This is a genomic window from Enterobacter sp. YSU (genome assembly GCF_016082135.1).
In the GTDB taxonomy this organism is placed as follows: Bacteria; Pseudomonadota; Gammaproteobacteria; order Enterobacterales; family Enterobacteriaceae; genus Enterobacter; species Enterobacter hormaechei_C.
On record NZ_CP059487.1, the window covers coordinates 1,012,681 to 1,038,431 of the forward strand.

The 25,751-nt window shown below is 57.8% G+C and carries 24 protein-coding genes; 20 read left to right on the forward strand and 4 right to left on the reverse strand.

The window, feature by feature from the left end; translation table 11 throughout:
• Positions 1 to 48 precede the first annotated feature (48 nt).
• The 5 genes from dnaT (at position 49) to H2Z33_RS04940 (ending at position 4,967) form a co-directional block, all read left to right on the forward strand.
• Entirely contained in the window at positions 49 to 594 is a 546-nt protein-coding gene (gene dnaT, locus H2Z33_RS04920; RefSeq protein ID WP_003856579.1) for a primosomal protein DnaT, read from the forward strand.
• Complete coding sequence (gene dnaC, locus H2Z33_RS04925; RefSeq protein WP_063135013.1) at positions 591 to 1,328, forward strand: DNA replication protein DnaC; 738 nt, start codon at positions 591 to 593, stop codon at positions 1,326 to 1,328. The genes dnaT and dnaC overlap by 4 nt, the downstream gene beginning before the upstream one ends.
• An 84-nt stretch (positions 1,329 to 1,412) precedes the next feature.
• Positions 1,413 to 1,895, forward strand: coding sequence for a DUF2501 domain-containing protein (locus H2Z33_RS04930; protein ID WP_015572603.1), 483 nt, complete (start codon positions 1,413 to 1,415; stop codon positions 1,893 to 1,895).
• A gap of 271 nt (positions 1,896 to 2,166) precedes the next feature.
• Positions 2,167 to 4,458 carry a phosphatidylglycerol--membrane-oligosaccharide glycerophosphotransferase gene (opgB, locus tag H2Z33_RS04935; RefSeq protein ID WP_063135012.1) on the forward strand — a complete coding sequence of 764 codons (2,292 nt, stop codon included), beginning with the start codon at positions 2,167 to 2,169 and terminating at the stop codon, positions 4,456 to 4,458.
• Positions 4,458 to 4,967 carry a GNAT family N-acetyltransferase gene (locus H2Z33_RS04940; protein ID WP_063135011.1) on the forward strand — a complete coding sequence of 170 codons (510 nt, stop codon included), beginning with the start codon at positions 4,458 to 4,460 and terminating at the stop codon, positions 4,965 to 4,967. Before opgB ends, H2Z33_RS04940 begins: the two co-directional genes overlap by 1 nt.
• Positions 4,968 to 5,089: 122 nt before the next feature.
• On the opposite strand, the gene tsr is transcribed toward H2Z33_RS04940, so the two are convergent.
• Together tsr and hpaR are read right to left on the reverse strand one after the other, a co-directional pair.
• The gene (gene tsr / locus H2Z33_RS04945; RefSeq protein WP_017383845.1) at positions 5,090 to 6,754 is read right to left on the reverse strand and encodes a methyl-accepting chemotaxis protein; all 1,665 of its coding nucleotides are present in this window, start codon (positions 6,752 to 6,754) and stop codon (positions 5,090 to 5,092) included.
• An 83-nt stretch (positions 6,755 to 6,837) separates the two neighbouring features.
• On the reverse strand, positions 6,838 to 7,278 hold the full coding sequence (gene hpaR / locus H2Z33_RS04950) for a homoprotocatechuate degradation operon regulator HpaR (RefSeq protein WP_017383846.1): 441 nt from the start codon (positions 7,276 to 7,278) through the stop codon (positions 6,838 to 6,840).
• A 268-nt stretch (positions 7,279 to 7,546) separates the two neighbouring features.
• Between hpaR and hpaG the strand changes: the two genes are divergently transcribed.
• The 14 genes from hpaG to yjiA all read left to right on the forward strand — a co-directional run bounded on the left by hpaG (position 7,547) and on the right by yjiA (position 21,789).
• A complete protein-coding gene (hpaG, locus tag H2Z33_RS04955) occupies positions 7,547 to 8,824 on the forward strand; it encodes a 4-hydroxyphenylacetate degradation bifunctional isomerase/decarboxylase (protein ID WP_017694558.1) in 1,278 nt (425 codons plus the stop codon).
• Positions 8,821 to 10,287: a 5-carboxymethyl-2-hydroxymuconate semialdehyde dehydrogenase gene (hpaE, locus tag H2Z33_RS04960; RefSeq protein ID WP_063135010.1), complete on the forward strand. Its 1,467-nt coding sequence runs from the start codon at positions 8,821 to 8,823 to the stop codon at positions 10,285 to 10,287. Before hpaG ends, hpaE begins: the two co-directional genes overlap by 4 nt.
• A gap of 2 nt (positions 10,288 to 10,289) precedes the next feature.
• Positions 10,290 to 11,141 (forward strand): 3,4-dihydroxyphenylacetate 2,3-dioxygenase, encoded by an 852-nt coding sequence (hpaD, locus tag H2Z33_RS04965; RefSeq protein ID WP_033486716.1) that lies wholly within the window; start codon positions 10,290 to 10,292, stop codon positions 11,139 to 11,141.
• A 9-nt stretch (positions 11,142 to 11,150) separates the two neighbouring features.
• Positions 11,151 to 11,531 carry a 5-carboxymethyl-2-hydroxymuconate Delta-isomerase gene (locus tag H2Z33_RS04970; protein ID WP_033486715.1) on the forward strand — a complete coding sequence of 127 codons (381 nt, stop codon included), beginning with the start codon at positions 11,151 to 11,153 and terminating at the stop codon, positions 11,529 to 11,531.
• A 154-nt stretch (positions 11,532 to 11,685) separates the two neighbouring features.
• Positions 11,686 to 12,489, forward strand: a complete 804-nt coding sequence (gene hpaH / locus H2Z33_RS04975) for a 2-oxo-hept-4-ene-1,7-dioate hydratase (protein ID WP_015572593.1) — start codon at positions 11,686 to 11,688, stop codon at positions 12,487 to 12,489.
• A gap of 9 nt (positions 12,490 to 12,498) precedes the next feature.
• Positions 12,499 to 13,293: a 4-hydroxy-2-oxoheptanedioate aldolase gene (gene hpaI, locus H2Z33_RS04980; RefSeq protein WP_032670605.1), complete on the forward strand. Its 795-nt coding sequence runs from the start codon at positions 12,499 to 12,501 to the stop codon at positions 13,291 to 13,293.
• 21 nt (positions 13,294 to 13,314) lie between these two features.
• Positions 13,315 to 14,658: a 4-hydroxyphenylacetate permease gene (hpaX, locus tag H2Z33_RS04985; RefSeq protein WP_063135009.1), complete on the forward strand. Its 1,344-nt coding sequence runs from the start codon at positions 13,315 to 13,317 to the stop codon at positions 14,656 to 14,658.
• Positions 14,630 to 15,520 (forward strand): 4-hydroxyphenylacetate catabolism regulatory protein HpaA, encoded by an 891-nt coding sequence (gene hpaA, locus H2Z33_RS04990; RefSeq protein ID WP_017383853.1) that lies wholly within the window; start codon positions 14,630 to 14,632, stop codon positions 15,518 to 15,520. The genes hpaX and hpaA overlap by 29 nt, the downstream gene beginning before the upstream one ends.
• Before the next feature lie 195 nt (positions 15,521 to 15,715).
• Complete coding sequence (gene hpaB, locus H2Z33_RS04995) at positions 15,716 to 17,278, forward strand: 4-hydroxyphenylacetate 3-monooxygenase, oxygenase component (protein WP_063135008.1); 1,563 nt, start codon at positions 15,716 to 15,718, stop codon at positions 17,276 to 17,278.
• Positions 17,279 to 17,295: 17 nt separating this feature from the next.
• Positions 17,296 to 17,805, forward strand: a complete 510-nt coding sequence (locus H2Z33_RS05000; RefSeq protein WP_017383854.1) for a 4-hydroxyphenylacetate 3-monooxygenase reductase subunit — start codon at positions 17,296 to 17,298, stop codon at positions 17,803 to 17,805.
• A 120-nt stretch (positions 17,806 to 17,925) separates the two neighbouring features.
• On the forward strand, positions 17,926 to 18,183 hold the full coding sequence (locus H2Z33_RS05005; RefSeq protein ID WP_063135007.1) for an HTH domain-containing protein: 258 nt from the start codon (positions 17,926 to 17,928) through the stop codon (positions 18,181 to 18,183).
• A 219-nt stretch (positions 18,184 to 18,402) separates the two neighbouring features.
• Positions 18,403 to 20,556: a carbon starvation CstA family protein gene (locus H2Z33_RS05010; protein WP_003856608.1), complete on the forward strand. Its 2,154-nt coding sequence runs from the start codon at positions 18,403 to 18,405 to the stop codon at positions 20,554 to 20,556.
• A 65-nt stretch (positions 20,557 to 20,621) separates the two neighbouring features.
• Entirely contained in the window at positions 20,622 to 20,825 is a 204-nt protein-coding gene (locus tag H2Z33_RS05015) for a YbdD/YjiX family protein (RefSeq protein ID WP_003856610.1), read from the forward strand.
• A 10-nt stretch (positions 20,826 to 20,835) separates the two neighbouring features.
• Entirely contained in the window at positions 20,836 to 21,789 is a 954-nt protein-coding gene (gene yjiA / locus H2Z33_RS05020; protein ID WP_063151197.1) for a GTPase, read from the forward strand.
• Positions 21,790 to 21,844: 55 nt separating this feature from the next.
• Here the strand turns inward: yjiA and H2Z33_RS05025 are convergent, their stop codons facing one another.
• Positions 21,845 to 23,203 (reverse strand): esterase-like activity of phytase family protein, encoded by a 1,359-nt coding sequence (locus H2Z33_RS05025; RefSeq protein WP_063135005.1) that lies wholly within the window; start codon positions 23,201 to 23,203, stop codon positions 21,845 to 21,847.
• Between the two features lie 411 nt (positions 23,204 to 23,614).
• On the opposite strand from H2Z33_RS05025, the gene H2Z33_RS05030 reads away from it, so the two are divergent.
• Entirely contained in the window at positions 23,615 to 24,160 is a 546-nt protein-coding gene (locus tag H2Z33_RS05030) for a YfaZ family outer membrane protein (protein ID WP_063135004.1), read from the forward strand.
• 181 nt (positions 24,161 to 24,341) lie between these two features.
• Here the strand turns inward: H2Z33_RS05030 and H2Z33_RS05035 are convergent, their stop codons facing one another.
• Positions 24,342 to 25,712 carry an NAD-dependent succinate-semialdehyde dehydrogenase gene (locus H2Z33_RS05035; protein WP_032670612.1) on the reverse strand — a complete coding sequence of 457 codons (1,371 nt, stop codon included), beginning with the start codon at positions 25,710 to 25,712 and terminating at the stop codon, positions 24,342 to 24,344.
• Positions 25,713 to 25,751 lie beyond the last annotated feature (39 nt).

Sequence of the window (25,751 nt, forward strand, 5' to 3'; positions counted from 1 at the left end):
CTACCATAACCCTCAATCACGTCCGTAGTAATCAGTTGAGAAAGTGTTATGTCCTCCAGAATCCTGACCACCAGCATTGCTGGCATTGATGCCTTTATGCGCGATCCTCGCGGTGTGTTGACGCACGCCGAAGGCGGCACGCTCGCGGTATTTGCCGACAACGCCCCGGCGTTTTATGCGGTCACGCCGGAACGTCTGGCGCAGCTTCTGGAAATTGAAGCGAAGCTGTCGCGTCCGGCGAGCGATGTCATGCTGGATAATCAGTTTTTTGACGAACCCGCCAGCGCCCCGGTGGCCGTTCCAATGGGGAAATTTCCCATGTACGCCGGTTGGCAGCCGGACGCCGATTTTCAGCGGCAGGCGGCCTTATGGGGAATAGCCCTCGCGCAGCCCGCGACGCCAGAAGAGCTGGCGGCCTTTACCGCTTACTGGCAGGCTGAAGGAAAAGTCTTCCACCATGTTCAGTGGCAGCAAAAGTTCGCGCGCAGTCTGCAAATCAACCGCGCCAGCAACAATGGCCAGCCAAAACGTGATATCAATGCCTTTTCAGAACCGGACAAAAAAATCCCTGATGGATTCCGAGGTGCGAAATGAAAAACGTCGGCGACCTGATGAAACGTTTGCAGAAGATGATGCCCGCAAACGTGAAGCCCGCCTTCACCACCGGTGAAGAGCTGCTGGCATGGCAAAAAGAGCAGGGTAAAATTCGCGCGGCTGCCCTCGCCCGCGAAAACCGCGCGATGAAAATGCAGCGCACCTTTAACCGCTCGGGCATTCGCCCTCTGCACCAGAACTGCTCCTTCGAGAATTATAAGGTCGAGTCACAGGGGCAGATGAACGCCCTCAACCAGGCGCGCCAGTACGTGGATGAATTTGACGGCAACATTGCCAGCTTCATCTTTAGCGGAAAACCCGGCACGGGGAAAAATCACCTTGCGGCCGCAATCTGCAACGAGCTGCTGCTGCGCGGGAAGTCAGTGCTGATTATCACCGTGGCCGATATTATGTCCGCCATGAAGGACACCTTCAGTAACCGCGAAATCAGCGAAGAACAGCTGCTGAATGATTTGAGTAACGTGGATCTGCTGGTCATCGACGAGATCGGCGTCCAGACGGAGTCCCGCTACGAAAAAGTGATCATCAATCAGATTGTCGATCGCCGTTCGTCGTCAAAACGCCCGACCGGTATGCTGACGAACCACAATATCGACGAGATGACCCGACTTCTTGGCGAGCGGGTGATGGATCGCATGAAGCTGGGTAACAGCCTGTACGTCATCTTCGACTGGGACAGCTATCGCAGCCGCGTCACCGGCAAAGAGTATTAAGATATTTCCAGGGAGCACCGGAAGAGCAGAGGTATATACTGAACCCACTTTTGGCCCAAAACGGACCTTGTTGAGTAAATCATTATGAAAAAACAGTTCCTTATCAGCATCCTTACTGGCGCCCTGCTGGTGACTGGCGCAGCGCAGGCCGCATCATGGCAGGAGTCGCTCTCCAGCGCAGCAAGTGAGTTAACCAAAGAGAGCGGCACTTCCCAGGGCGGGCTGTCAGCCTCGTCCCTCACCGGCCTGCTGAGTAACAGCTCCCAAAGCCTGAGCGCCGGAACGATGAACAACGCGGCGGGCATTCTGGAATACTGCGCGAAGCAGAAACTGGCTTCCGTCACCGATACCGAAAACATCAAAAACCAGGTGCTGGGTAAACTGGGTCTGGACACCCAGGAGCAGAAAGCGGACACCAACTATATGGACGGTATTCAGGGTCTGCTGAATGCGCAAAATGGCCAGCAGCTGAACCTCAGCACCCTTGGAAATTCATCTCTGGCGAAACAGGTGAAAACGAAAGCCTGCGATCTGGTGCTGAAACAAGGCGTTAATTTCCTCTCCTGATCGCCTCCCATTTTCTGCCACAACACGCCGGGTTTATTACGTTAGTCTTACACCGCGGCGTGAAGTGCGTTTTTTTACCCCCTGCCACCACCTCAGCCTCCGTGTGCCACGATGCGACTGTATTCAAAAATCCGATTTTATAAACCAAATCCTAACAACAGCACACTTTCGTGACACTAAAATTGCAGCTAAGCGACATCGCAATTACATTGTATTACCCAAAAAATAAGCAATTAGCCGGCTAAGCGTCCGGCATGATGAGGATCTGCTGTTGTCAGAGTTAATGTCCCTTGTCCTTTTCCTGGCTTCCATCGGCGTTTATGCCTGGAAAGCCGGTCGTCACACCTGGTGGTTTGTGGCCACCCTGGTGGTGCTCGGCATTTTTATTGTTTTAAACATTACGTTATATGCCAGCGATTACTTTACCGGCGACGGTATTAACGACGCGGTGCTCTACACGTTGACCAACAGCCTGACCGGCGCTGGTGTGGGTAAGTACATCCTTCCGGGTCTGGGGCTGGTGGTCGCCCTGGTGGGCATCTTCGCCGCGCTGGCCTGGGTTCTGCGCCGTCGCCGTCACCGTCCGCATCATCATGGCTACAGCCTGCTGGCGCTGTGCCTGGCGCTGGCCTCCGTGGATGCCAGCCCGGCATTCCATCAAATTACCGAGCTGGTAAAATCCCAGTCGCGTGATGGCGATCCGGACTTTGCGGCCTATTACAAAGAACCCTCGAAGAAGATCGACAATCCCAGACTCAACCTGGTCTATATCTACGGCGAAAGTCTGGAACGCACCTATTTTGATAACGATGCTTTCCCGAACCTGACGCCAGAGCTTGGCGCACTGAAAAACCAGGGCCTCGACTTCAGCCACACCATGCAGCTCCCTGGCACGGATTACACCATCGCAGGGATGGTGGCCTCCCAGTGCGGCATTCCGCTGTTCGCCCCGTTTGAAGGCAACGCCTCCGCCTCAATGTCGAGCTTCTTCCCGCAGAACATTTGCCTCGGCGATATCCTGAAAAACTCGGGCTATGAAAACTACTTTATGCAGGGCGCTAACCTGCGCTTTGCCGGGAAAGATGTGTTCCTGAAATCCCACGGTTTCGATCACTTGTATGGTTCCGAAGAGCTGAAAACCACGGTGGCCGATCCGGCCTACCGCAACGACTGGGGCTTTTACGACGATACCGTTCTGGATGAAACCTGGAAGAAATTCGAGGAGCTTTCCCGCGCCGGTAAACGCTTCTCGCTGTTTGCGTTGACCGTTGACACGCATCATCCGGATGGTTTCGTCTCACGCACCTGTAAACGTCAGGGCTATGACATTGACGGTAAAAACAACAAGTCGTTCAGCGCCGTGACCTGTAGCCAGGAGCATATCGCGGCGTTAATCGAGAAAATCAAAGCGTCGCCGTATTTCAAAAATACGGTCATCGTCGTCTCATCTGACCATCTGGCGATGAAAAACAGCGCCTGGGATGAACTGAATAAGCTGGATCGCAGCAACCTGTTTTTTGTGCTGCGCGGCGATAAACCGCAGCAGGAGATCATTGCCGCTAAACGTAACTCGATGGATAACGGCGCTACCGTGCTGGATATTCTGGGTGGCGATAACTTCATTGGCCTGGGCCGCAGTACGCTGTCGGGCCAGTCCCTGTCGGAAATCTTCCTCAACATGAAGGAAAAAATCCTCGCCTGTAAGCCGGATATCATTCGTCTGTGGAACTTCCCGAAAGAGATAAAAGACTTCACCATCGATCAGGATAAAAAAATGATCGCGTTCTCCGGCAGCCATTTCCGCCTGCCGCTGCTGCTGCGCGTGTCGGATAACCGCGTCGAGCCGCTGCCGGAAAGCGAATACTCCGCGCCACTGCGCTTCCAGCTGGCGGAATTTGCCCCGCGCGATAATTTCGTCTGGGTCGACAAATGCTACAAAATGGGCCAGCTCTGGTCGCAACAGCTGTCGCTGTCCACCGACTGGTGCGTTTCTCAGGGGCAACTCGGCGGCGAGCAGACCGTGCAACACGTTGACAAACCGCAGTGGCAGGGAAAAACCGCGTTTAAAGATACGGTTATTGATACCGCACGCTATCAGCGCAACGTAGACCTGCTGAAAATCGTCGACAACGACATTCGTTATAAAGCAGACAGCTTCATCTTTAATGTTGCCGGCGCACCGGAAGAGGTGAAGCAGTTCAGCGGTATTTCACGGCCGGAATCCTGGGGGCGCTGGTCTAACGCGCAGTTGGGCGATGAGGTGAAAATTGAGTATACCCATCCGCTGCCGGAGAAATTCGATCTGGTGATCACCGCCAGGGCATTTGGTCCCAACGCAAACCGTCCTATACCGGTGCGCGTCGGTGATAAAGAACAGACGCTGACGCTGAGCAATGACGTCACCACCAGCACGCTGCACTTCGATAACCCAACGCGCAGCAATACGCTGGTCATTGTGCCACCCGATCCGCAGTCCACTAACGAAGGGAATATTCTCGGTCACGCTCCGCGCAAGCTGGGGATCGGCATGGTGGAGATTAAAATTGTGAGCAGCGCTGGCTGATGACGGCGTTCACTCTTCGCCCGACGCGCATCGACGACGTCGCTGCCCTGCCCGCCATTGAACGCGCGGCGGGGCAGCGGTTTCGCGACGTTCCTGAGCTGGCCTGGCTGGCAGACAATGAGGTTATTTCTGTTGAAGATCACCTCGGTTACGCCGGACGCGGATTAAGCTGGCTGGCGCTGGCTGACGACAGGCCCGTGGGCTTTATTCTCGCCGAAGCTCATCCATCGACGCTGTTTATTGTGGAACTGTCGGTTCACCTGGACTGTCAGGGACGAGGTCTTGGACGCCAGTTAATCGCCCGTGCCGCCGCGCATGCCCGCAGTCTGGGGCTGAACTCGCTGACGTTAACGACGTTTCGTGATGTCCCGTGGAATGCGCCCTTCTACAGGCGATTAGGGTTTGAAATGATGACGACGCTGACGCCGGAACTGCGCCAGAAACGCGAGGAAGAGACGGCGCACGGTTTAGCGTATGGTTCCCGCTGCGCCATGCGCCTGCCTCTGTAAAATCGCCCGGTGGCGCTGCGCTTACCGGGCCTACAAAACCCAATTCCGCAGCCGCCACCCGGCGAAACGCACAATCCGTAGGCCGGGTCAGGCGCAGCCGCCACCCGGCAAAACGCACAGCGTCAGAACGTTTCCCAGTTATCGCCCGCATCTGCGGTAGCCGGTTTACGCGCTACTACCGGTGCGGCAACGCTTTTCGCCGAGGCGAACTCGCGCGCCTTCATCTGTTCCTGCTGAATACGGAACACCGCAACGGCCTGCGTCAGACGGCTCGCCTGCTCTTCCAGTGCCGCGGCCGCCGCCGCAGACTCTTCCACCAGCGAGGCGTTCTGCTGCGTCACGCGATCCATCTCAGCCACCGCCAGCCCAACCTGGTCAATACCGCGGCTCTGCTCGTCAGACGCAGACGCGATTTCGCCCATGATATCCGTCACGCGCGTTACCGCATTCACGATCTCACCCATGGTTTCACCCGCGCTTTCAACAAGCGTTGAACCAATTTCCACGCGCCCCACGGAGTCTTCAATCAGGCTCTTGATCTCGCGAGCCGCCTGGGCGCTGCGCTGCGCCAGGTTTCGGACTTCACCTGCAACCACCGCAAAACCACGCCCCTGCTCGCCCGCGCGCGCCGCTTCTACCGCCGCGTTCAGCGCCAGAATATTGGTCTGGAAGGCAATCCCGTCGATCACGCTGATGATATCGGCGATTTTCTGCGAACTGCCGGCGATGTCACGCATGGTCTGCACCACGTTATCCACCACCTTGCCGCCTTTCTGCGCGGTTTCAGACGCGCTCAGCGCCAGGTTGCTCGCCTGACGGGCGTTCTCGGCGTTCTGCTTCACGGTGGCAGTCAGCTGTTCCATGCTGGCGGCGGTCTCTTCCAGAGAGGCAGCCTGCTGTTCGGTACGGGATGAGAGATCGTTATTGCCCATCGAGATTTCGCTCGCACCGCTGTAAATAGCGTTGGCGCCGTTACGCACGTCACCCACGGTACGCACCAGCTCGCCCTGCATATGGCGCAGGGAGTCAGCCAGTACCCCCATCTCGTTGGAGCCTTCCACGTCGATGCGCTTCACCAGGTCGCCGCTGGCGATATGACGAATGCTGTCAATCAGACGGTTCAGCGGCGAAATCAGCGCCTGACGAATACCCAGCCAGACGGCAACAATCACCACCAGCACCGCAGCCAGCACGCTAATCAGCACCCAGATAGCCTGGCGGTAAGAGCTGTTGCTGTCTTCAACCGCGGTCTGATACAGCGCGTCGTTCTGTTGCAGATAGTTGACGTACTGCTTCTCAAAGCCATCCTGATAGCTCTGGGTCGGCTGGTCGAAGAACTCATTGATTTTGCCCGCCCCCAGCAGCTGGATCAGCTCAGCCAGCGCGCCATGGTAAATATCGTAATTACGTTTGATTTCCAGTGCCGCAGCGTCGCTCTGACGCGGGTCGCGCGGCAGCGCTTCGTAATCCGCCCAGTTTTTTTCCGCCTGTTTCAGAGACGCAGAGGCAATCTGCATCAGCTCGGCGACGGTTGAGCCGCTGCCGATATTGTTCTGATCCATCATATAGCGGATACCCGCGCGGTTCAGGGTGTTACGGGTTTGCAGCAGCGCCACCCAGCTACCGTTCAGGGTGGATTGTTGCTGGCGAATGGTTTGCAGGATGGTGAAATTCTCTTTGTCATGCTTCAGGGCATTGAAGAAAAGACCACCAGACGTGAGTTGTAAAAGGCCAAATATCGCTAAAACCAGCAGTAAGCTGGTGACAATCTTGATTCGGTTTAACATGTTTTCTCTTTCCTCAGGCAGATACAGAATATTCGGCCTGGCATGAGAAAACTTTACGAAAATCATCCTGGAATTTAGGGTTTTTACGCTTCGTCCCTCGCGGCGATATGTCGGTTTCCAAGTTCAATAAACTCTTCCAGCAGCGCCGTGAGCTGCTTCATCTTCTCAGGCGTATATTCCGCCTCTATCTGCTGGTACGCCTCTTCCACCTGAGCCTGAGCACGCTGGTACAGCGCGTTGCCTTCTTTCGTCAGCGACACGTACAGCTTACGCTGGTCAGTCACCGGTTTTAAGCGCAGCACCAGACCGTCGCGCTCCATCCGCGTCAGAATGCCGGTCAGGCTTGGGCGCAAAATGCAGGTGCGGAACGCCAGATCGTGAAAATCCATGGAGGGATGCTCGGCCAGCACGCGGACGATACGCCACTGCTGCTCGGTCAGATTATGCCGCTTCACTATCGGGCGGAAGTAGCCCATCGCCGCTTCACGCGCCTGCAACAGCGCGATGGTTAATGAGTCATGCATCATCTACCCCTTACATCATTAACAAATAAACAATTAAAAAAAGATGCTTTTATAGACAACACTTTTTAACCCAAAAAGTCTAACAGAAACAAAGCTATTTTTTTAACTTATTGATTTAAATATCAATTCACCCTTTTATGTAAATTTATTGTTATTTGCATCACAAATTATTCACTTCTGATTGCGAAACGAACAGCAAAAGCATAAAACCAGATCATTAACATATTAACGAAATCAAAACCGGACAGCCGGTTTGAGGAGTATGGGAATGAAAGGTACTGTTTTTGCCGTAGCGCTAAACCACCAAAGCCAGCGTGTGGCCTGGGCTGAGGCGTTTGAAAAAGCCCCCTATAACGCGCCGCCAAAAACGGCGGTGTGGTTTATCAAGCCACATAACGCTGTTATCCGCGCAGGCGAACCGATTCCCTTCCCGCAGGGAGAAACCGTGTTAAGCGGCGCGACGGTGGCGCTGGTGGTGGGCAAAACCGCCAGCAAAGTACGCGTTGAAGAGGCAGCGGCGTACATCGCCGGCTACGCGCTGGCTAACGAAATCAGCCTGCCGGAAGAGAGCTTCTACCGTCCGGCGATCAAGGCCAAATGTCGGGATGGATTTTGCCCGCTCGGCGAACCTGTCGCCGTTGATAACGTGGATAATCTGACCATCATCACCGAGATCAACGGCCGCGAAGCGGACCACTGGAACACGGCCGATCTGCACCGCAACGCCGCCGAACTGCTGAGCGCCCTGAGCGAATTTGCCACTCTGAACCCCGGCGATGCGATATTGCTCGGTACTCCGCAAAGCCGCGTCGAAGTTCGCCCGGGCGATCGGGTACGTATTCTGGCAGAAGGATTTCCGCCGCTGGAAAACCCGGTGGTGGAGGAACGCGACGTTGCCATCGCTTCGCGCACGCCGCCGCACGCCACGCTGTTCGCCCTCGGCCTGAACTACGCCGATCACGCCAGCGAGCTGGACTTCAAGCCACCCACCGAGCCGCTGGTGTTTATCAAAGCGCCGAATACCTTTAACGGCGACAACCAGACGTCGGTGCGCCCGAACAATATCGAGTACATGCATTACGAAGCGGAGCTGGTGGTGGTCATCGGCAAAACCGCGCGCAAGGTCAGCGAAGCCGAGGCGATGGAGTATGTTGCGGGCTACACGGTGTGCAACGACTACGCCATCCGCGATTATCTCGAAAACTACTATCGCCCGAACCTGCGGGTGAAAAGCCGCGACGGGCTGACCCCCATCAGCCCGAACGTAGTGCCAAAAGAAGCCATTCCTGACCCGCACAACCTTCGTCTTCGCACCTACGTCAACGGTGAACTGCGTCAGGAAGGCACCACGGCAGACCTGATCTTCAGCATCCCCTACTTGATTGCGTATCTGAGTGATTTCATGACCCTGCAACCGGGCGACATGATTGCCACCGGCACGCCGAAGGGGCTGTCCGACGTGGTGCCGGGCGATGAGGTAGTGGTGGAAGTGGAAGGCGTAGGCCGTCTGGTAAACCGAATTGTCAGTGAGGAGACTGCAAAATGAAAAAGATTAACCACTGGATCAACGGTAAAAACGTCGCCGGAAGTGAGTACTTTCAAACCACTAACCCGGCCTCCGGCGAGGTGCTGGCAGAAGTGGCCTCAGGCGGCGAAGCCGAAATCCATCAGGCCGTTGCCGCCGCCAAAGAGGCGTTTCCGAAATGGGCCAACCTGCCGATGAAGGAGCGCGCGCGCCTGATGCGTCGCCTGGGGGATCTGATTGACCAGAACGTACCGGACATTGCCGCGATGGAAACCGCCGACACCGGCCTGCCGATCCACCAGACCAAAAAAGTGCTCATTCCGCGCGCCTCGCACAACTTCGAGTTCTTCGCCGAGGTGTGCCAGCAGATGAACGGCAAAACCTACCCGGTCGACGACAAGATGCTCAACTACACCCTGGTGCAGCCGGTGGGTGTCTGCGCGCTGGTGTCGCCGTGGAACGTGCCGTTTATGACCGCCACCTGGAAGGTCGCGCCGTGCCTGGCCTTAGGGAATACCGCGGTGCTGAAGATGTCTGAACTCTCCCCGCTGACCGCTGACCGTCTGGGCGAGCTGGCCCTCGAAGCGGGCATTCCGGCGGGCGTGCTCAACGTGGTGCAGGGCTATGGCGCCACGGCGGGCGACGCGCTGGTGCGTCATCATGACGTGCGCGCCGTCTCCTTCACCGGCGGTACCGCCACCGGGCGCAACATCATGAAAAACGCCGGGCTGAAGAAGTATTCCATGGAGCTGGGCGGCAAATCGCCGGTGCTGATTTTCGAAGACGCAGACATCGAGCGCGCGCTGGACGCCGCCCTGTTTACCATCTTCTCCATCAACGGCGAACGCTGCACCGCCGGCTCGCGCATCTTCATCCAGCAGAGCATCTACCCGGAGTTCGTCAAACGCTTTGCCGAGCGCGCCAACCGCCTGCGCGTGGGCGACCCGACCGATCCGAACACCCAGATTGGCGCGCTCATCAGCCAGCAGCACTGGGAAAAAGTCTCCGGCTATATCCGCCTCGGCATTGAAGAGGGGGCAACCCTGCTGGCGGGCGGCCCGGACAAACCGACCGATCTACCTGCGCACCTGAAGGGCGGCAACTTCCTGCGACCAACCGTGCTGGCGGATGTCGATAACCGCATGCGCGTGGCGCAGGAGGAGATCTTCGGGCCAGTGGCCTGCCTGCTGCCGTTTAAGGATGAAGCGGAAGGCCTGCGCCTGGCGAACGACGTGGAGTACGGCCTGGCATCTTACATCTGGACCCAGGACGTCAGCAAAGTGCTGCGTCTGGCGCGCAGCATCGAAGCGGGCATGGTGTTCGTCAACACCCAGAACGTGCGCGACCTGCGCCAGCCGTTTGGCGGCGTGAAGGCCTCCGGCACCGGGCGTGAGGGCGGCGAGTACAGCTTCGAGGTCTTCGCGGAGATGAAGAACGTCTGTATCTCCATGGGTGACCATCCGATTCCAAAGTGGGGGATCTGACCATGGGTAAATTAGCGTTAGCGGCAAAAATCACACACGTTCCGTCAATGTATCTCTCTGAACTGCCGGGCAAAAACCACGGCTGCCGCCAGTCGGCCATCGACGGGCATAAAGAGATCAGCAAGCGCTGCCGCGAGCTGGGCGTGGACACCATTATCGTCTTCGACACCCACTGGCTGGTGAACAGCGCGTATCACATCAACTGCGCGGACCATTTTTCGGGCGTCTACACCAGCAACGAGCTGCCGCATTTTATTCGCGACATGACCTACGACTACGACGGCAACCCGGAACTCGGCCAGCTGATTGCCGACGAAGCGGTGAAGCTTGGCGTTCGCGCCAAGGCGCACAACATCCCGAGCCTGAAGCTGGAGTACGGCACGCTGGTGCCGATGCGCTACATGAACGCGGATAAGCACTTCAAAGTGATCTCCATCTCGGCGTTCTGCACGGTTCACGACTTCGCCGACAGCCGCAGGCTTGGCGAGGCCATCATCAGTGCCATCGAAAAATACGACGGCACCGTGGCGGTGCTTGCCAGCGGCTCGCTCTCGCACCGCTTTATCGACGACCAGCGCGCGGAGGAAGGGATGAACAGCTACACCCGCGAGTTTGACCGCCAGATGGACGAGCGCGTGGTGAAGCTGTGGCGCGAGGGGCAGTTCAAGGAGTTTTGCAGCATGCTGCCGGAGTACGCCGACTACTGCTACGGCGAGGGCAATATGCACGACACGGTGATGCTGCTGGGGATGCTCGGCTGGGACAAATACGACGGTAAGGTGGAGTTTCTCACCGAGCTGTTCGCCAGCTCCGGCACCGGCCAGGTCAACGCCGTTTTCCCGCTGCCCGCGTAAGGAGCCACCATGCCGCACTTTATTGCTGAATGTACCGACAACATCCGCGAAGAGGCCGACCTTCCGGGGCTGTTCGCCAAAGTGAACGAGGCGCTCGCCGCCACGGGCATCTTCCCCATCGGCGGTATCCGCAGCCGCGCCCACTGGCTGGACACCTGGCAGATGGCAGACGGTAAGCACGATTACGCCTTTGTGCATATGACGCTGAAGATTGGCGCGGGGCGCAGCCTGGAAAGCCGGGAAGAGGTCGGTGAAATGCTGTTTGCGCTGATTAAAGATCATTTCGCAGCGCTGATGAACAGCCGGTATCTGGCGCTGTCGTTCGAGCTCGACGAGCTGCACCCGACGCTTAATTACAAGCAGAACAACGTGCACGCGTTGTTTAAGTAGCCGTTTGCTCGCCCGGTGGCGCTGCGCTTACCGGGCCTACAACGGCCCCAAACCGTAGGCCGGGTAAGCGCAGCGCCACCCGGCAACAGCAGCACCGAACCGTAGGCCGGGTAAGCGAAGCGCCACCCGGCAACAGCCGCACAAAGGATACGCCATGCTCGACAAACACACCCATACCCTGATCGCCCACCGCCTGCATCAGGCGGAACAATCCCGGGAGCAGATCCGCGCGATCTCGCTGGAGTACCCGGAGATCACCATTGAAGACGCCTACGCCGTCCAGCGCGAATGGGTGAGCCTGAAAATCGCCGAAGGCCGCGTGCTGAAAGGCCACAAGATCGGCCTCACCTCCAAAGCGATGCAGGCCAGCTCGCAGATCAGCGAGCCGGACTACGGCGCGCTGCTGGACGATATGTTCTTCCACGACGGCAGCGACATCCCCGTGGATCGCTTTATCGTCCCGCGCATTGAAGTGGAGCTGGCCTTCGTGCTGGCAAAACCGCTGCGCGGCCCGAACTGCACGATCTTCGACGTCTACAACGCCACGGATTACGTCATCCCCGCCCTGGAGCTGATCGACGCCCGCTGCCATAACGTTGACCCGGAAACCCAGCGCCCGCGCAAGGTGTTCGACACCATCTCCGATAACGCCGCCAACGCGGGCGTGATCCTCGGCGGCCGCCCGATTAAACCCGACGAGCTGGATCTGCGCTGGATCTCCGCCCTGCTCTACCGCAACGGTGTGATCGAAGAGACCGGGGTCGCCGCAGGCGTGCTTAACCACCCGGCAAACGGCGTGGCGTGGCTGGCGAACAAACTCGCGCCATACGACGTGCAGCTTGAGCCAGGCCAGATCATCCTCGGCGGCTCGTTTACCCGCCCGGTTGCCGCCAGCAGAGGCGACACCTTCCACGTCGACTACGGCAACATGGGCTCCATCAGTTGCCGCTTTGTGTAGGAGTGCACCATGGAAAACGCATTTAAGACCGCGCTGAAAGCCGGAAAGCCGCAAATCGGCCTGTGGCTGGGGCTGACCAGCAGCTACAGCGCTGAGCTACTGGCCGGGGCCGGTTTTGACTGGTTGCTGATCGACGGAGAGCACGCGCCGAACAGCGTGCAAACCATCCTGACTCAGCTACAGGCCATCGCCCCTTATCCCAGCCAGCCGGTGGTGCGCCCGTCGTGGAACGATCCGGTGCAGATCAAGCAGTTGCTGGACGTGGGGGCGCAAACCCTGCTGGTGCCGATGGTGCAAAACGCCGACGAAGCCCGTCTGGCGGTCAGCGCCACCCGCTATCCGCCTGCCGGCATTCGCGGCGTCGGCAGCGCGCTGGCGCGGGCGTCGCGCTGGAACCGCATCCCGGAGTATCTGCATCAGGCTAACGACGCCATGTGCGTGCTGGTGCAAATCGAAACTCGCGAGGCGCTGAAAAACCTGCCGCAGATCCTGGACGTGAAAGGGGTGGACGGCGTGTTTATCGGCCCGGCGGATCTGAGCGCCGACATGGGCTTCGCCGGTAATCCGCAGCACCCGGAGGTGCAGGCCGCCATTGAACAGGCGATCGCGCAGATCCTCAGCGCGGGCAAAGCGCCCGGCATCCTGATGGCGAATGAACAGCTGGCAAAACGCTATCTCAGCCTCGGCGCGTTGTTTGTCGCGGTCGGCGTGGATACCACCCTGCTCGCCCGCAGCGCCGAAGCGCTGGCGGCCCGCTTTACCGACGTCACCACAGCAGTTGATAACAATAAATCCGTCTACTAAACGTACGATGTGGAGCGCAACATGACGACCTCAACCCTGCATAATAAAGCTGTTGAACATCGCGTTATTAATAAGCTGTTCCGTCGTTTGATCGTGTTTCTTTTTATCCTGTTTGTTTTCTCGTTTCTCGATCGCATCAACATCGGCTTTGCCGGGCTGACGATGGGCAAAGATCTGGGCCTCACGTCAACCATGTTTGGCCTGGCCGCGACGCTGTTTTACGTGACCTACGTGCTGTGCGGTATCCCCAGCAACATCATGCTGGCGAAGGTCGGCGCCCGCCGCTGGATCGCCGGGATCATGGTGGTGTGGGGCATCGCCTCTACCTGCACCATGTTCGCCACCAGCCCCGAAACGCTCTACGTCCTGCGCATGCTGGTGGGCATTGCCGAAGCCGGTTTCCTGCCGGGCATTCTGGTCTATCTCACCTGGTGGTTCCCGGCGTATCACCGCGCCCGCGCCAACGCGCTGTTTATGATCGCCATGCCGGTGACCATGATGCTCGGCTCGATCCTCTCCGGGTACATTCTGGCGATGGACGGGCTGTGGAACCTGAAGGGCTGGCAGTGGCTGTTCCTGCTGGAGGGGCTGCCATCGGTGGTGCTCGGCGTGGTGACCTGGTTCTACCTTAACGACACCCCGGCACAGGCCACCTGGCTGGATGATGACGAAAAGCAGGCACTCGAAACGATGATCGCCCGCGAGCAGGAGCTGGCCATTGCGCACGCCGCCACGCCGCGATCGACGCTGCGCGAGGTGCTGACGCCCGCCGTGCTGCTCTACACGCTGGCCTACTTCTGCCTGACGAATACGCTGAGCGCGATCAACATCTGGACGCCGCAGATCCTGCAAAGCTTCAACACCGGCAGCAGCAATATCGTGATTGGCCTGCTGGCGGCGATCCCGCAGTTTTGCACCATCCTCGGGATGATCTGGTGGAGCCGCCGCTCCGACAGGCTGAAAGAGCGAAAAAAGCACACCATCCTGCCGTATCTGTTTGCAGCGGCGGGATGGATGCTGGCCTCGGCGACCGATCACAGCCTGATCCAGCTGCTTGGCATCATCATGGCCTCAACCGGATCGTTTACCGCCATGGCGATATTCTGGACCACGCCGGATCAGGTTATTAGCCTGCAATCCCGCGCGGTGGCGCTGGCGGTGATCAACGCCATCGGCAACGTCGGGTCTGCCGTCAGCCCATTGCTGATAGGTATTCTGCGCGACGCGACCGGCAGCTTCAGCTCGGGACTGTGGTTCGTGGCGGGTCTGCTGGTGGTGGGCGCGCTGGTGCTGACGCGCATTCCGATGACGCAGCGGGATCAACAGAGGAACGATCATGTGCCAGAGCCCCATCGCCAACATTGATATCAGCAAGGATTACGACGAAAGTCTGGGCACCGACGATGTGCACTACCAGTCGTTTGCCCGCATGGCGGCCTTTTTTGGCCGCGACATGCAGGCGCACCGCCACGACCAGTATTTTCAGATGCATTTTCTCGACACCGGGCAGATTGAGCTCCAGCTCGACGACCACCGTTACTCGGTGCAGGCGCCGCTGTTCGTGCTAACGCCACCGTCGGTGCCGCACGCGTTTATTACCGAATCCGACAGCGACGGCCACGTGCTGACGGTGCGCGAGGATCTCATCTGGCCGCTGTTAGAAGTGCTCTACCCCGGTACGCGGGAAGCGTTCGGCCTGCCGGGGATCTGCCTGTCGCTTGCCGACAGGCCTGACGAGCTGGCGGCGCTGAAGCACTACTGGCAGCTGATTGCCCGGGAATCCACGGAACAACTGCCCGGTCGCGAGCATACGCTGGTCCTGCTGGCCCAGGCCGTTTTTACCCTGCTGCTGCGCAACGCGAAGCTCGACGACCACGCGTCAGGCGGCATGCGCGGTGAGCTGAAGCTTTTTCAGCGCTTTAACCAGCTGACAGATGCTCATTACCACGAGCACTGGACGGTGCCGGAGTATGCAAGCGAATTGCATCTCACCGAATCTCGCCTGACCGATATCTGTCGCCGCTTCGCCAACCGCTCGCCGAAACGGCTGATCTTCGACCGCCAGCTGCGGGAAGCCAGGCGTTTGCTGCTGTTTTCCGACAGCACAGTGAGCGAAATTGCCTGGCAGCTGGGGTTTAAAGATCCGGCCTATTTCGCCCGTTTTTTTAACCGACTGACGGGGTGCTCACCCAGCGCATACCGGGCGCAGAAAGTACCGGTTTCCTGAACGTATAACGGTTCGTAGGGCGGGTAAGCGCAGCGCAACCCGCCGAAAAGCCGCACAGATCACAAATCCACCTCTCACCCGAAAAGTACCTGCCGTTGTCCCAATCGTCCCTTCACGTTCCGCCCCTCTCACGCTTCAATTAAACAACAAAAACAAAACATAAATTTAACAACCATCTTCCGATACGAGGTCCCTATGAAGCCTGAAGATTTCCGCGCTGATGCCAAACGTCCGTTAACCGGTGAAGAGTATTTAAAAAGCCTGCAAGATGGCCGTGAGATTTATATCTACGGCGAGCGCGTTAAGGACGTCACTACCCACCCGGCATTTCGCAATGCGGCGGCGTCCATCGGCCAGATGTACGATGCCCTGCACAAGCCAGACATGCAGGATACCCTCTGCTGGGGTACCGATACCGGCAGCGGCGGCTACACCCATAAATTCTTCCGCGTGGCGAAAAGTGCCGACGATCTGCGCCAGCAGCGTGACGCCATCGCCGAGTGGTCGCGCCTGAGCTACGGCTGGATGGGGCGTACGCCGGACTACAAAGCCGCGTTCGGCTGCGCGCTCGGCGCTAACCCTGCCTTCTACGGTCAGTTCGAGCAGAACGCCCGCAACTGGTACACCCGTATTCAGGAAACCGGCCTGTACTTTAACCACGCCATCGTCAACCCGCCGATCGATCGCCATAAACCGGCGGACGAGGTGAAAGACGTTTACATCAAGCTGGAGAAAGAGACCGACGCCGGGATCATCGTCAGCGGCGCGAAAGTGGTGGCCACCAACTCGGCATTAACCCACTACAACATGATCGGTTTTGGTTCTGCGCAGGTGATGGGCGAAAACCCGGACTTCGCGCTGATGTTCGTCGCGCCGATGGATGCCGAAGGGGTGAAGCTGATCTCCCGCGCCTCATACGAGATGGTGGCAGGGGCGACAGGCTCTCCGTACGACTACCCGCTCTCCAGCCGCTTTGACGAGAACGACGCCATTCTGGTAATGGATCATGTGCTGATCCCATGGGAAAACGTGCTGATCTACCGCGATTTCGACCGCTGCCGTCGCTGGACGATGGAAGGTGGCTTCGCCCGCATGTACCCGCTTCAGGCCTGCGTGCGTCTGGCAGTGAAGCTCGACTTCATCACCGCTCTGCTGAAGAAGTCGCTGGAGTGTACCGGCACCCTCGAGTTCCGCGGCGTGCAGGCGGATCTCGGCGAAGTGGTGGCGTGGCGCAACATGTTCTGGGCGCTGAGCGACTCCATGTGCTCCGAAGCCACTCCGTGGGTAAACGGCGCGTATCTGCCTGACCACGCGGCGTTACAGACTTACCGCGTGATGGCACCCATGGCCTATGCGAAGATCAAGAACATCATCGAACGTAACGTGACCTCCGGGCTGATCTACCTGCCGTCCAGCGCGCGGGACCTGAACAACCCGCAGATCGACCAGTACCTGGCGAAGTACGTGCGCGGCTCCAACGGGATGGATCATGTCGAACGCATCAAGATTCTGAAACTGATGTGGGATGCCATCGGCAGCGAGTTTGGCGGACGTCACGAGCTGTACGAAATCAACTACTCCGGTAGCCAGGATGAGATCCGCCTGCAATGCCTGCGTCAGGCGCAAAGCTCCGGCAACATGGACAAGATGATGGCGATGGTTGACCGCTGCATGTCCGAGTACGACCAGCACGGCTGGACCGTACCGCACCTGCACAACAACACTGATATCAATATGCTGGATAAGCTGCTGAAATAACGCAGCGGGAGGTTTCAATGCAATCTGAAGAACGCCTGCGTTTTCGCGACGCGATGGCCAGCCTGTCGGCGGCGGTGAATGTGGTCACCACCGAGGGCGATGCGGGTCGCTGCGGCATTACCGCCACCGCCGTCTGTTCGGTCACGGACACCCCGCCCTCGGTCATGGTCTGCATCAACGCCAACAGCGCCATGAACCCGGTCTTCCAGGGCAACGGCAAACTGTGCGTCAACGTGCTGAACCACGAGCAGGAGATCATGGCCCGCCACTTTGCCGGGATGACCGGCATGGCAATGGAGGAGCGCTTTGCTCTCTCCTGCTGGCAGAAAGGACCGCTGGCGCAGCCGGTGCTGAAAGGCGCTCTGGCAAGCCTGGAAGGTGAGATAACCCAGGTGCAAACCATCGGCACCCATCTGGTCTACCTTGTAGAGATTAAGAACATCATCCTCAGCAGCGAGGGGCACGGCCTGATCTACTTCAAACGCCGTTTCCACCCGGTGATGATGGAGATGGAAGCCGCGATTTGATCCCGTTGCACAAAAAAACGCTAAGGTTTCCGCAAAGGTGCGCCGTTAACTATCCATAAGATAAATTTTCCGGGGCGGCTGGCAACGTCGTCAGCCGCCCCCTTAACGCTGGAAAGTCTTATGGCCCCTTCACCCCGAAGCCGCTCGGCTGAACGTCTGGTTGAAATCATTATTGCCCTGCACCGCAACGGAAGCGTTAATCGCCGCGATCTGATGCAAAAATTTGGCATTACCGAACGCACGGTGTACCGCGATTTACAGGCGCTTTCCCCGATTATTGAACACGACGGCAAAGGGCGCTATCAGCTGCTGCCCGTGTATCAGCCCTGCCGCTGCGTGCACTGCCCTGAAGCGAACGACAAAAGCTCACAGGGCTAGATTATTCTCAGTGATCTCAATCACATATTTTCTCCCACCGGGGGTGAGCCTTAACCACTCACCCTCGCTTTTGACCGCTCACGCATCGCTTTCAACCACTCACCCATTTACCGTGCTTTACACGCGCGAGGATCTGGCACGATCGCTCCAGCATTAATCAATACCTCCTCACAACGAACCCTGACCCTTTTTTCTTTACATAAAAAACCAGGTCTTATTATGGATACTAAAAAACTACTAAAGCACGTGCCCTGGGCCATCCTCGGGATCATCGGTGCTTTCTGTCTGGCGGTTGTCGCGTTACGCCGGGGCGAGCACGTCAGCGCCCTGTGGATCGTGGTCGCGTCGGTTTCCGTCTACCTTGTGGCTTATCGCTACTACAGCTTGTACATCGCGCAGAAGGTTATGAAGCTCGACCCGACGCGCGCCACCCCGGCGGTTATTAACAACGACGGCCTGAACTACGTGCCAACCAACCGTTACGTGCTGTTTGGTCACCACTTCGCCGCCATTGCAGGCGCGGGTCCGCTGGTCGGTCCGGTGCTGGCTGCGCAGATGGGCTACCTGCCGGGTACGCTCTGGCTGCTGGCGGGCGTGGTGCTGGCGGGAGCGGTGCAGGACTTTATGGTGCTGTTTATCTCCTCGCGCCGTAACGGTTCGTCGCTGGGCGAGATGATCAAAGAGGAGATGGGCCGCGTGCCAGGCACGATCGCCCTGTTCGGCTGCTTCCTGATCATGATCATCATCCTGGCGGTGCTGGCCCTGATCGTGGTGAAAGCGCTGGCCGAAAGTCCGTGGGGCGTCTTCACCGTCTGCTCTACCGTACCGATTGCGCTGTTCATGGGCATCTACATGCGCTTCCTGCGCCCTGGCCGCGTTGGCGAGGTGTCGGTCATCGGTATCGTGCTGCTGGTCGCCTCCATCTACTTCGGCGGCGTGATTGCGCACGACCCGTACTGGGGTCCGGCGCTAACCTTTAAAGACACCACCATCACCTTCGCGCTGATCGGCTACGCATTCATCTCAGCGCTGCTGCCGGTGTGGCTGATTCTGGCTCCGCGTGACTACCTGGCAACCTTCCTGAAAATCGGCGTTATCGTCGGGCTGGCCATTGGTATTGTGATCATCAACCCGGAGCTGAAAATGCCGGCGGTGACGCAGTACATTGACGGTACCGGTCCGCTGTGGAAAGGCGCCCTGTTCCCGTTCCTGTTTATCACCATTGCCTGCGGTGCCGTGTCTGGCTTCCACGCGCTGATCGCCTCCGGCACCACGCCGAAGCTGATGGCCAACGAAACCGACGCGCGCTTCATCGGTTACGGCGCGATGCTGATGGAATCCTTCGTGGCGATCATGGCGCTGGTTGCGGCGTCGATTATCGAGCCTGGCCTGTACTTTGCGATGAACACCCCGCCGGCGGGTCTCGGCATTACCATGCCAAACCTGCATGAGATGGGCGGCGAAAATACCGCGCTGATCCTGGCACAGCTGAAAGACGCCAGCGCGCACGCGGCGGCGACCGTCAGCTCCTGGGGCTTCGTGATTTCGCCCGAGCAGATCATGCAGACCGCGAAAGACATCGGCGAACCGTCCGTGCTGAACCGCGCAGGTGGTGCGCCAACGCTGGCGGTGGGTATCGCACACGTGTTCCACAAAGTGCTGCCGTGGGCGGACATGGGCTTCTGGTACCACTTCGGTATTCTGTTTGAAGCGCTGTTCATCCTCACCGCGCTGGATGCCGGTACGCGTGCAGGCCGCTTCATGTTGCAGGATCTGCTGGGTAACTTCGTGCCATTCCTGAAGAAAACCGACTCGCTGGTGGCCGGCGTTCTGGGCACTGCGGGCTGCGTAGGCCTGTGGGGTTATCTGCTGTATCAGGGCGTTGTTGACCCGTTGGGCGGCGTTAAGAGCCTGTGGCCGCTGTTCGGTATCTCTAACCAGATGCTGGCGGCTGTGGCCCTGGTGCTGGGTACCGTTGTCCTCGTGAAGATGAAACGCACCAAATACATCTGGGTCACCGTGGTGCCTGCGCTGTGGCTGCTGCTCTGCACTACCTGGGCGCTGGGTCTGAAACTGTTCAGCACCAACCCGCAGCTGGAAGGCTTCTTCTTCATGGCTAACCAGTACAAAGAGAAGATTGCCGCAGGCGGCGCGGATCTGACCGCGCAGCAGATTGCCAACATGAACCATATCGTGGTGAACAACTACACCAACGCGGGTCTGAGCATTTTGTTCCTGGTGGTGGTGTACAGCATTATCTTCTACGGCATCAAAACCTGGATGAAAGTGCGTAACGTTGAGGGCCGTACGGACAAAGAGACCCCGTACGTACCGGTGCCGGAAGGCGGCGTGAAGACCTCCTCACACCATTAATTAAGCATGTTACTGTAGGCCCGGTAAGCGTAGCGCCACCGGGCTTCTTCTGTCTGGAACCCTCAATGTTTGGTAACTTAGGCGAAGCAAAAAAATACCTCGGTCAGGCGGCGAAAATGTTGATTGGCATTCCGGACTATGACAACTACGTTGAGCATATGAAGACCAACCATCCGGATAAGCCGTACATGACCTACACTGAATTCTTCCGCGAGCGTCAGGAAGCGCGCTACGGCGGAAGTGGAGAAGGCGGCGTCCGCTGCTGCTAAAGGAGAAACCATGACCCCGATTGCCGTTACCCTGCTGACCGGTTTCCTCGGCGCCGGTAAAACCACCCTGCTGCGCCACATTCTGAACGAGCAGCACGGCTTCAAAATCGCCGTCATCGAAAACGAATTTGGCGAAGTCTCCGTTGACGATCAGCTGATTGGCGACCGTGCCACCCAGATCAAAACCCTGACCAACGGCTGCATCTGCTGCACCCGCTCTAACGAATTAGAAGACGCCCTGCTGGACCTGCTCGACAGCCGCGATCGCGGTGACATCGACTTCGACCGACTGGTGATCGAGTGCACCGGCATGGCCGACCCCGGCCCGATTATTCAGACTTTTTTCTCTCATGAGATCATTTGCCAGCGCTACCTGCTGGACGGCGTCATCGCTCTGGTGGATGCGGTCCATGCCGACGAGCAGATGAACCAGTTCACCATCGCCCAGTCCCAGGTTGGCTACGCCGACCGCATCCTGCTGACCAAAACCGACGTGGCGGGTGAAAGCGAAAAACTGCGCGAGCGCCTGACGCGCATCAACTCGCGTGCGCCCATTTACACGGTGACGCACGGCGATATCGATCTCGCCCAGCTGTTCAACACCAACGGCTTTATGCTGGAAGAGAACGTCACCGCGAAACCGCGCTTCCACTTTATGTCCGACAAGCAAAACGACGTGACGTCGATTGTGGTTGAGCTGGACTACCCGGTGGACATCAGCGAGGTCTCCCGCGTGATGGAGAACCTGCTGCTGTCGTTTGCCGACAAGCTGCTGCGCTATAAAGGGATGCTGTGGATCGACGGCGAGCCGAACCGCCTGCTGTTCCAGGGCGTGCAGCGCCTGTACAGCGCCGACTGGGATCGCCCGTGGGACGATGAAGCGCCGCACAGCGTGATGGTGTTTATTGGAATACAGCTGCCGGAAGAGGAAATTCGGGCAGCGTTTGCGGGGCTGAAGAAATAACCGCACCGATTATCCCCTCTCCCCCGCGGGGAGAGGGTTAGGGTGAGGGGGAAACTTATTTCAACGCCTCCGGCAGCGTCACAATCCACAGCTCGCTGTCGGACTCCGGTTTCTTCAACGGCTTCACGCTGAGGGTGGTTTCAACCGGTTTGTCATCCAGCGTCAGCGCCCCCTGCGCGTTCACCCTATAATCCTTGAGCTTCTTGCCTTCGACTGGCTTCTGCATCGCCACCTTCACGCCAAAGTCATTATCGTTCGCCACTGCCAGCGTTTTGCTGTCAATCAGCGCCAGCCCTTCGGCCTTTTCCTGCTGCCAGCCCAGCGCACGCAGATCGACCACCTGCGTTTTTTCCGCAAGCGTGATGCCGCGCTGCGCCAGCGTTTTCTCATCATCAAACTCCGGGTATTCGCCCGGCTTGTCGAAGGCCGCCAGATCGCTCGCCTTGCTCAGATCAACCCTGTAGATGAGGTTACGCATTGCGTCATTTTTATCCTCGCCCTGTTCAATCAGCAGGATGGTGTGGTTATCCAGCGCCACTATGTCGCCGATTTTGGCGTCGCTGTTTTTGCTGTAGGCCGCGCTGTCGACAGGGTAGCCGTACATCGCGGTTTTCCCGGTCGCCGGATCGAAGCTCACCAGACGCGTAAACAGCGCCTGTTTTTTGCTCTTCCCGTCGATATCCAGCGTGCTTTGCACGGCGGCGATAATGCGTCCGTCCGGCATGCGGGTCAGCCCTTCAAAGCCCCGGTTTGCCTGACGCCATTTGATAACGTTTGGCAGACCGCCCGCGATGGATTTCTCCCCTTCCGTCGCCTGCGGACCGTGGATCGCGAGGATTTTCCCTTTACTGTCGACGTTAATCAGGAACGGGCCATACTCATCGCACAGCCAGTAACCGCCCTTCCCGTCCGGCGTGATGCCTTCCGTATCCAGCCCGCGGTTATCGCCTTTCAGCACTTTTAAGGTGTCGCTTAGCGCGACTTCATTGGTAGATCCAACCACGCCGCTTTGCAGCGGCAGGCCGTTGATCTCGCCTTTATCATCATGCAGCGGTCGCGCGTCCACGGCCTCCGCTTTGCCGTTTAGCACACGGATCGTCAGCAGCATCGGGGCGAAATCCGGGGTAACAAAGATTTTGGCATCGTTTTTCCCCATTTTTGGCGAATCCGCGTTAGGACCGCGATCGGTCACGGTCGCAAACGTCAGCGCATCGCCCTGCTTGCCCGTGAATAACAAACCCGAACCAATCCCCACCGGGAGCCCGTTCGGGAATGCGCTGGCAAACGCACCGCTGTATTTGACATGCGCGCCTTCGGGAAAGCTGACGACGTAGCGCTCCGCGGTTGGCTGTGCCGCCAGGCCAGAGAAAGAGAGCGCACAACCGATTAGCACAGGAATAATTTTTCTTTTCATATTGTTAGCATCCAGTAAGTGAAGCCAACAACGTAATGAAGAAACGTGTCAGAAAAATGACATGTAATGGCAACGAAGCGGCGCGTACGGACGTATATCAATCACCAGAAATGTAAACCTCTGTCTTTATCTGTGTCAGCTGAAATACTTTTGGAAATTATTAGAAACCCAATTAATTCATGGCGAAGGACTATTTGCGCCTCGTTCATTTTACGTTTAGCCAGGAATGTAAACTGTCCCTAAACGCGAATGTATTGGACATTGACGATTTGCCATATAAACAACTCATCAACATTTACCATTCAAAAACCCAACACAAACAGCATATAAATGCGAGACATATCACATTTGCAGTCATAAACATCGCTTGTTAAGGTGCCCTCATATTAATTTAATGACGAGGAAACACTCATGAAAAAACTTAACATCCTGATCCTTTCTGCTCTGACCGCCGTATCGGGCTCCGCACTGGCCATGGGTGGCAGCATTGAGCAGGGTAAAAACTTTACTAACCTCAATCTGGAAATGGGGAAATCCTCATCCGGCCTGTATGCGGAGAGCAACTGGCTGAAAAACACCGATGACGGTACCCAGACCGGCGGCGTTGGGGCAGGCTACAACCTGGAAGTGGGTCCGGTGATGATGAACGCTGGCGCGAAAGCCATCTACATCGGCCCGAAAAAAGGCGATAACGGCGTAGCATTCCCGATTGGCGGCGGCGTTAACGTTGCGCTTACGGACAGCATTCACGTGTTTGGTGAAGGTTATGTAGCGCCAGACGGCCTGAACAACAGCGTGAAGAACTATGTTGAAGCTAACGGCGGCGTAAGCTGGACGCCAGTCAAACCTGTCACGCTGAAAGTGGGCTATCGCCACGTGAGCGTAGACGGTAAAGACGGTCGTCCAAACCACACGCTGATCGACGGTGCATATGTAGGCGGTGGAGTGTCCTTCTAAGCCTGTTTGCGCGTTTCGCCCGGCGGCGCTACGCTTGCACGGGCCTACAATGAAGGGTGCAATGTATTAAAATTATTGCACATTGATTGTAGGCCGGGTAAGCGCAGCGCCACCCGGCAAGAAAGGCGATGCGACCGTTAATAAAAAACCTGCCGGATGGCAGGTTTTTTTTATTACCGCATTACTTGCGAACGACCACCAGCTTCTGGTTCACAAACTCTTTGATCCCCAGGTCCGACAGCTCGCGTCCGTAACCCGAACGTTTTACGCCGCCGAACGGCAGCTCTGCCGCAGTGTCGGTGAGCCAGTTGATGTATACCATCCCGGTCTCAATGCGCGACGCCATTTTCTTCGCGCGCTCGATGTTCTGGCTGAACACCGCGCCGCCCAGACCGTAGTGGGAATCGTTAGCCAGTGCGACCGCTTCGTCGTCGCTTTTCACCACGTAAACCTGCGCTACCGGACCGAAGAACTCCTCGAAGTACGCCGGGTTATCGCGCGAGATATGTGTCAGGATCGTCGGCTCAAAGAAGCTTCCGTCACGCTGAACCGGCTTGCCGCCATGGTGCAGCTTCGCGCCATTTTTCACCGCCTCGTTAACCTGTTTAGTTAGCGTCTCCAGCGCGTCTTTGGATGACAAAGGCCCCAGCGTGGTGCTTTCGTCCAGCGGATCGCCAATTTTCACCTGCTTAAACGCCTCGGTGAATTTGCTCAGGAAGGCGTCTGCAATCTTTTCATGCAGGATAAAGCGCTTCGCCGCGGTACAGACCTGCCCGGCATTGTTCAGCCGCGCGTTAACGCCGATCTTCACGGCTTTATCCAGGTCGGCATCGTCCAGCACCACGAACACGTCGTTCCCGCCCAGTTCCAGGGTCGATTTTTTGAGGTGCTTCGCAGCCTGTGCCGCAACCACGCTACCCGCTTTTTCTGAACCGGTCAGCGCCGCCCCCTGTACGCGATCGTCGGCGATGATGTTCGCCACCTGTTCGGACGAGATAAACAGGTTGGTCCACGCCCCTTCCGGCGCGCCCGCTTCACGTACCAGCTGTGCAAAGGTCTCTGCACAGTGCGGCACGATGCTGGCGTGCTTGGCGATCACCGGGTTGCCCGCTGCCAGGTTTGGCGCCAGAACGCGCATCAGCTGATAGTACGGGAAGTTCCATGGCTCGACGGCCATCAGCACGCCGATGGGGTGATGTTCAACCCATGCTTCCCCGAGTTCAGAGTCATACTTCACCGGGGCCAGGAACTGCTTCGCGTTGTCCGCATAGTAGCGGGCGATTTGCGCGCACAGCTTCACTTCGCCACGGCTTTGTTCGATGAGCTTACCCATCTCCTGACTGGCGATTTTCGCCAGATCCTCCACGCGTTCGTCGATCAGGTCCGCCAGCTTATGCAGCACCGGCAGGCGCTGGCTTATGTCGCCTTTCGCCCAGTCGGAGTGATAGAGCGCATCGGCTGCCTTCAGCGCCGCTTCAACGTCTGCGTCAGTGTGAGAGGGATATTCTTTGATGTGCTGGTTCGTGGCAGGATTTACTGTCTGGTAGGCCATATCGAATCTCCTTGTTTTACCGCTTAGGGTATTAAGGGT

Coding starts and splice junctions, on each gene's coding strand:
- dnaT (WP_003856579.1), top strand. CDS start 49: ATGTCCTCCAGAATCCTGACCACCAGCATTGCTGGCATTGATGCCTTT.
- dnaC (WP_063135013.1), top strand. CDS start 591: ATGAAAAACGTCGGCGACCTGATGAAACGTTTGCAGAAGATGATGCCC.
- H2Z33_RS04930 (WP_015572603.1), top strand. CDS start 1,413: ATGAAAAAACAGTTCCTTATCAGCATCCTTACTGGCGCCCTGCTGGTG.
- H2Z33_RS04940 (WP_063135011.1), top strand. CDS start 4,458: ATGACGGCGTTCACTCTTCGCCCGACGCGCATCGACGACGTCGCTGCC.
- tsr (WP_017383845.1), bottom strand. CDS start 6,754: ATGTTAAACCGAATCAAGATTGTCACCAGCTTACTGCTGGTTTTAGCG.
- hpaR (WP_017383846.1), bottom strand. CDS start 7,278: ATGCATGACTCATTAACCATCGCGCTGTTGCAGGCGCGTGAAGCGGCG.
- hpaG (WP_017694558.1), top strand. CDS start 7,547: ATGAAAGGTACTGTTTTTGCCGTAGCGCTAAACCACCAAAGCCAGCGT.
- hpaE (WP_063135010.1), top strand. CDS start 8,821: ATGAAAAAGATTAACCACTGGATCAACGGTAAAAACGTCGCCGGAAGT.
- hpaD (WP_033486716.1), top strand. CDS start 10,290: ATGGGTAAATTAGCGTTAGCGGCAAAAATCACACACGTTCCGTCAATG.
- H2Z33_RS04970 (WP_033486715.1), top strand. CDS start 11,151: ATGCCGCACTTTATTGCTGAATGTACCGACAACATCCGCGAAGAGGCC.
- hpaH (WP_015572593.1), top strand. CDS start 11,686: ATGCTCGACAAACACACCCATACCCTGATCGCCCACCGCCTGCATCAG.
- hpaI (WP_032670605.1), top strand. CDS start 12,499: ATGGAAAACGCATTTAAGACCGCGCTGAAAGCCGGAAAGCCGCAAATC.
- hpaX (WP_063135009.1), top strand. CDS start 13,315: ATGACGACCTCAACCCTGCATAATAAAGCTGTTGAACATCGCGTTATT.
- hpaA (WP_017383853.1), top strand. CDS start 14,630: ATGTGCCAGAGCCCCATCGCCAACATTGATATCAGCAAGGATTACGAC.
- hpaB (WP_063135008.1), top strand. CDS start 15,716: ATGAAGCCTGAAGATTTCCGCGCTGATGCCAAACGTCCGTTAACCGGT.
- H2Z33_RS05000 (WP_017383854.1), top strand. CDS start 17,296: ATGCAATCTGAAGAACGCCTGCGTTTTCGCGACGCGATGGCCAGCCTG.
- H2Z33_RS05005 (WP_063135007.1), top strand. CDS start 17,926: ATGGCCCCTTCACCCCGAAGCCGCTCGGCTGAACGTCTGGTTGAAATC.
- H2Z33_RS05010 (WP_003856608.1), top strand. CDS start 18,403: ATGGATACTAAAAAACTACTAAAGCACGTGCCCTGGGCCATCCTCGGG.
- H2Z33_RS05015 (WP_003856610.1), top strand. CDS start 20,622: ATGTTTGGTAACTTAGGCGAAGCAAAAAAATACCTCGGTCAGGCGGCG.
- yjiA (WP_063151197.1), top strand. CDS start 20,836: ATGACCCCGATTGCCGTTACCCTGCTGACCGGTTTCCTCGGCGCCGGT.
- H2Z33_RS05025 (WP_063135005.1), bottom strand. CDS start 23,203: ATGAAAAGAAAAATTATTCCTGTGCTAATCGGTTGTGCGCTCTCTTTC.
- H2Z33_RS05030 (WP_063135004.1), top strand. CDS start 23,615: ATGAAAAAACTTAACATCCTGATCCTTTCTGCTCTGACCGCCGTATCG.
- H2Z33_RS05035 (WP_032670612.1), bottom strand. CDS start 25,712: ATGGCCTACCAGACAGTAAATCCTGCCACGAACCAGCACATCAAAGAA.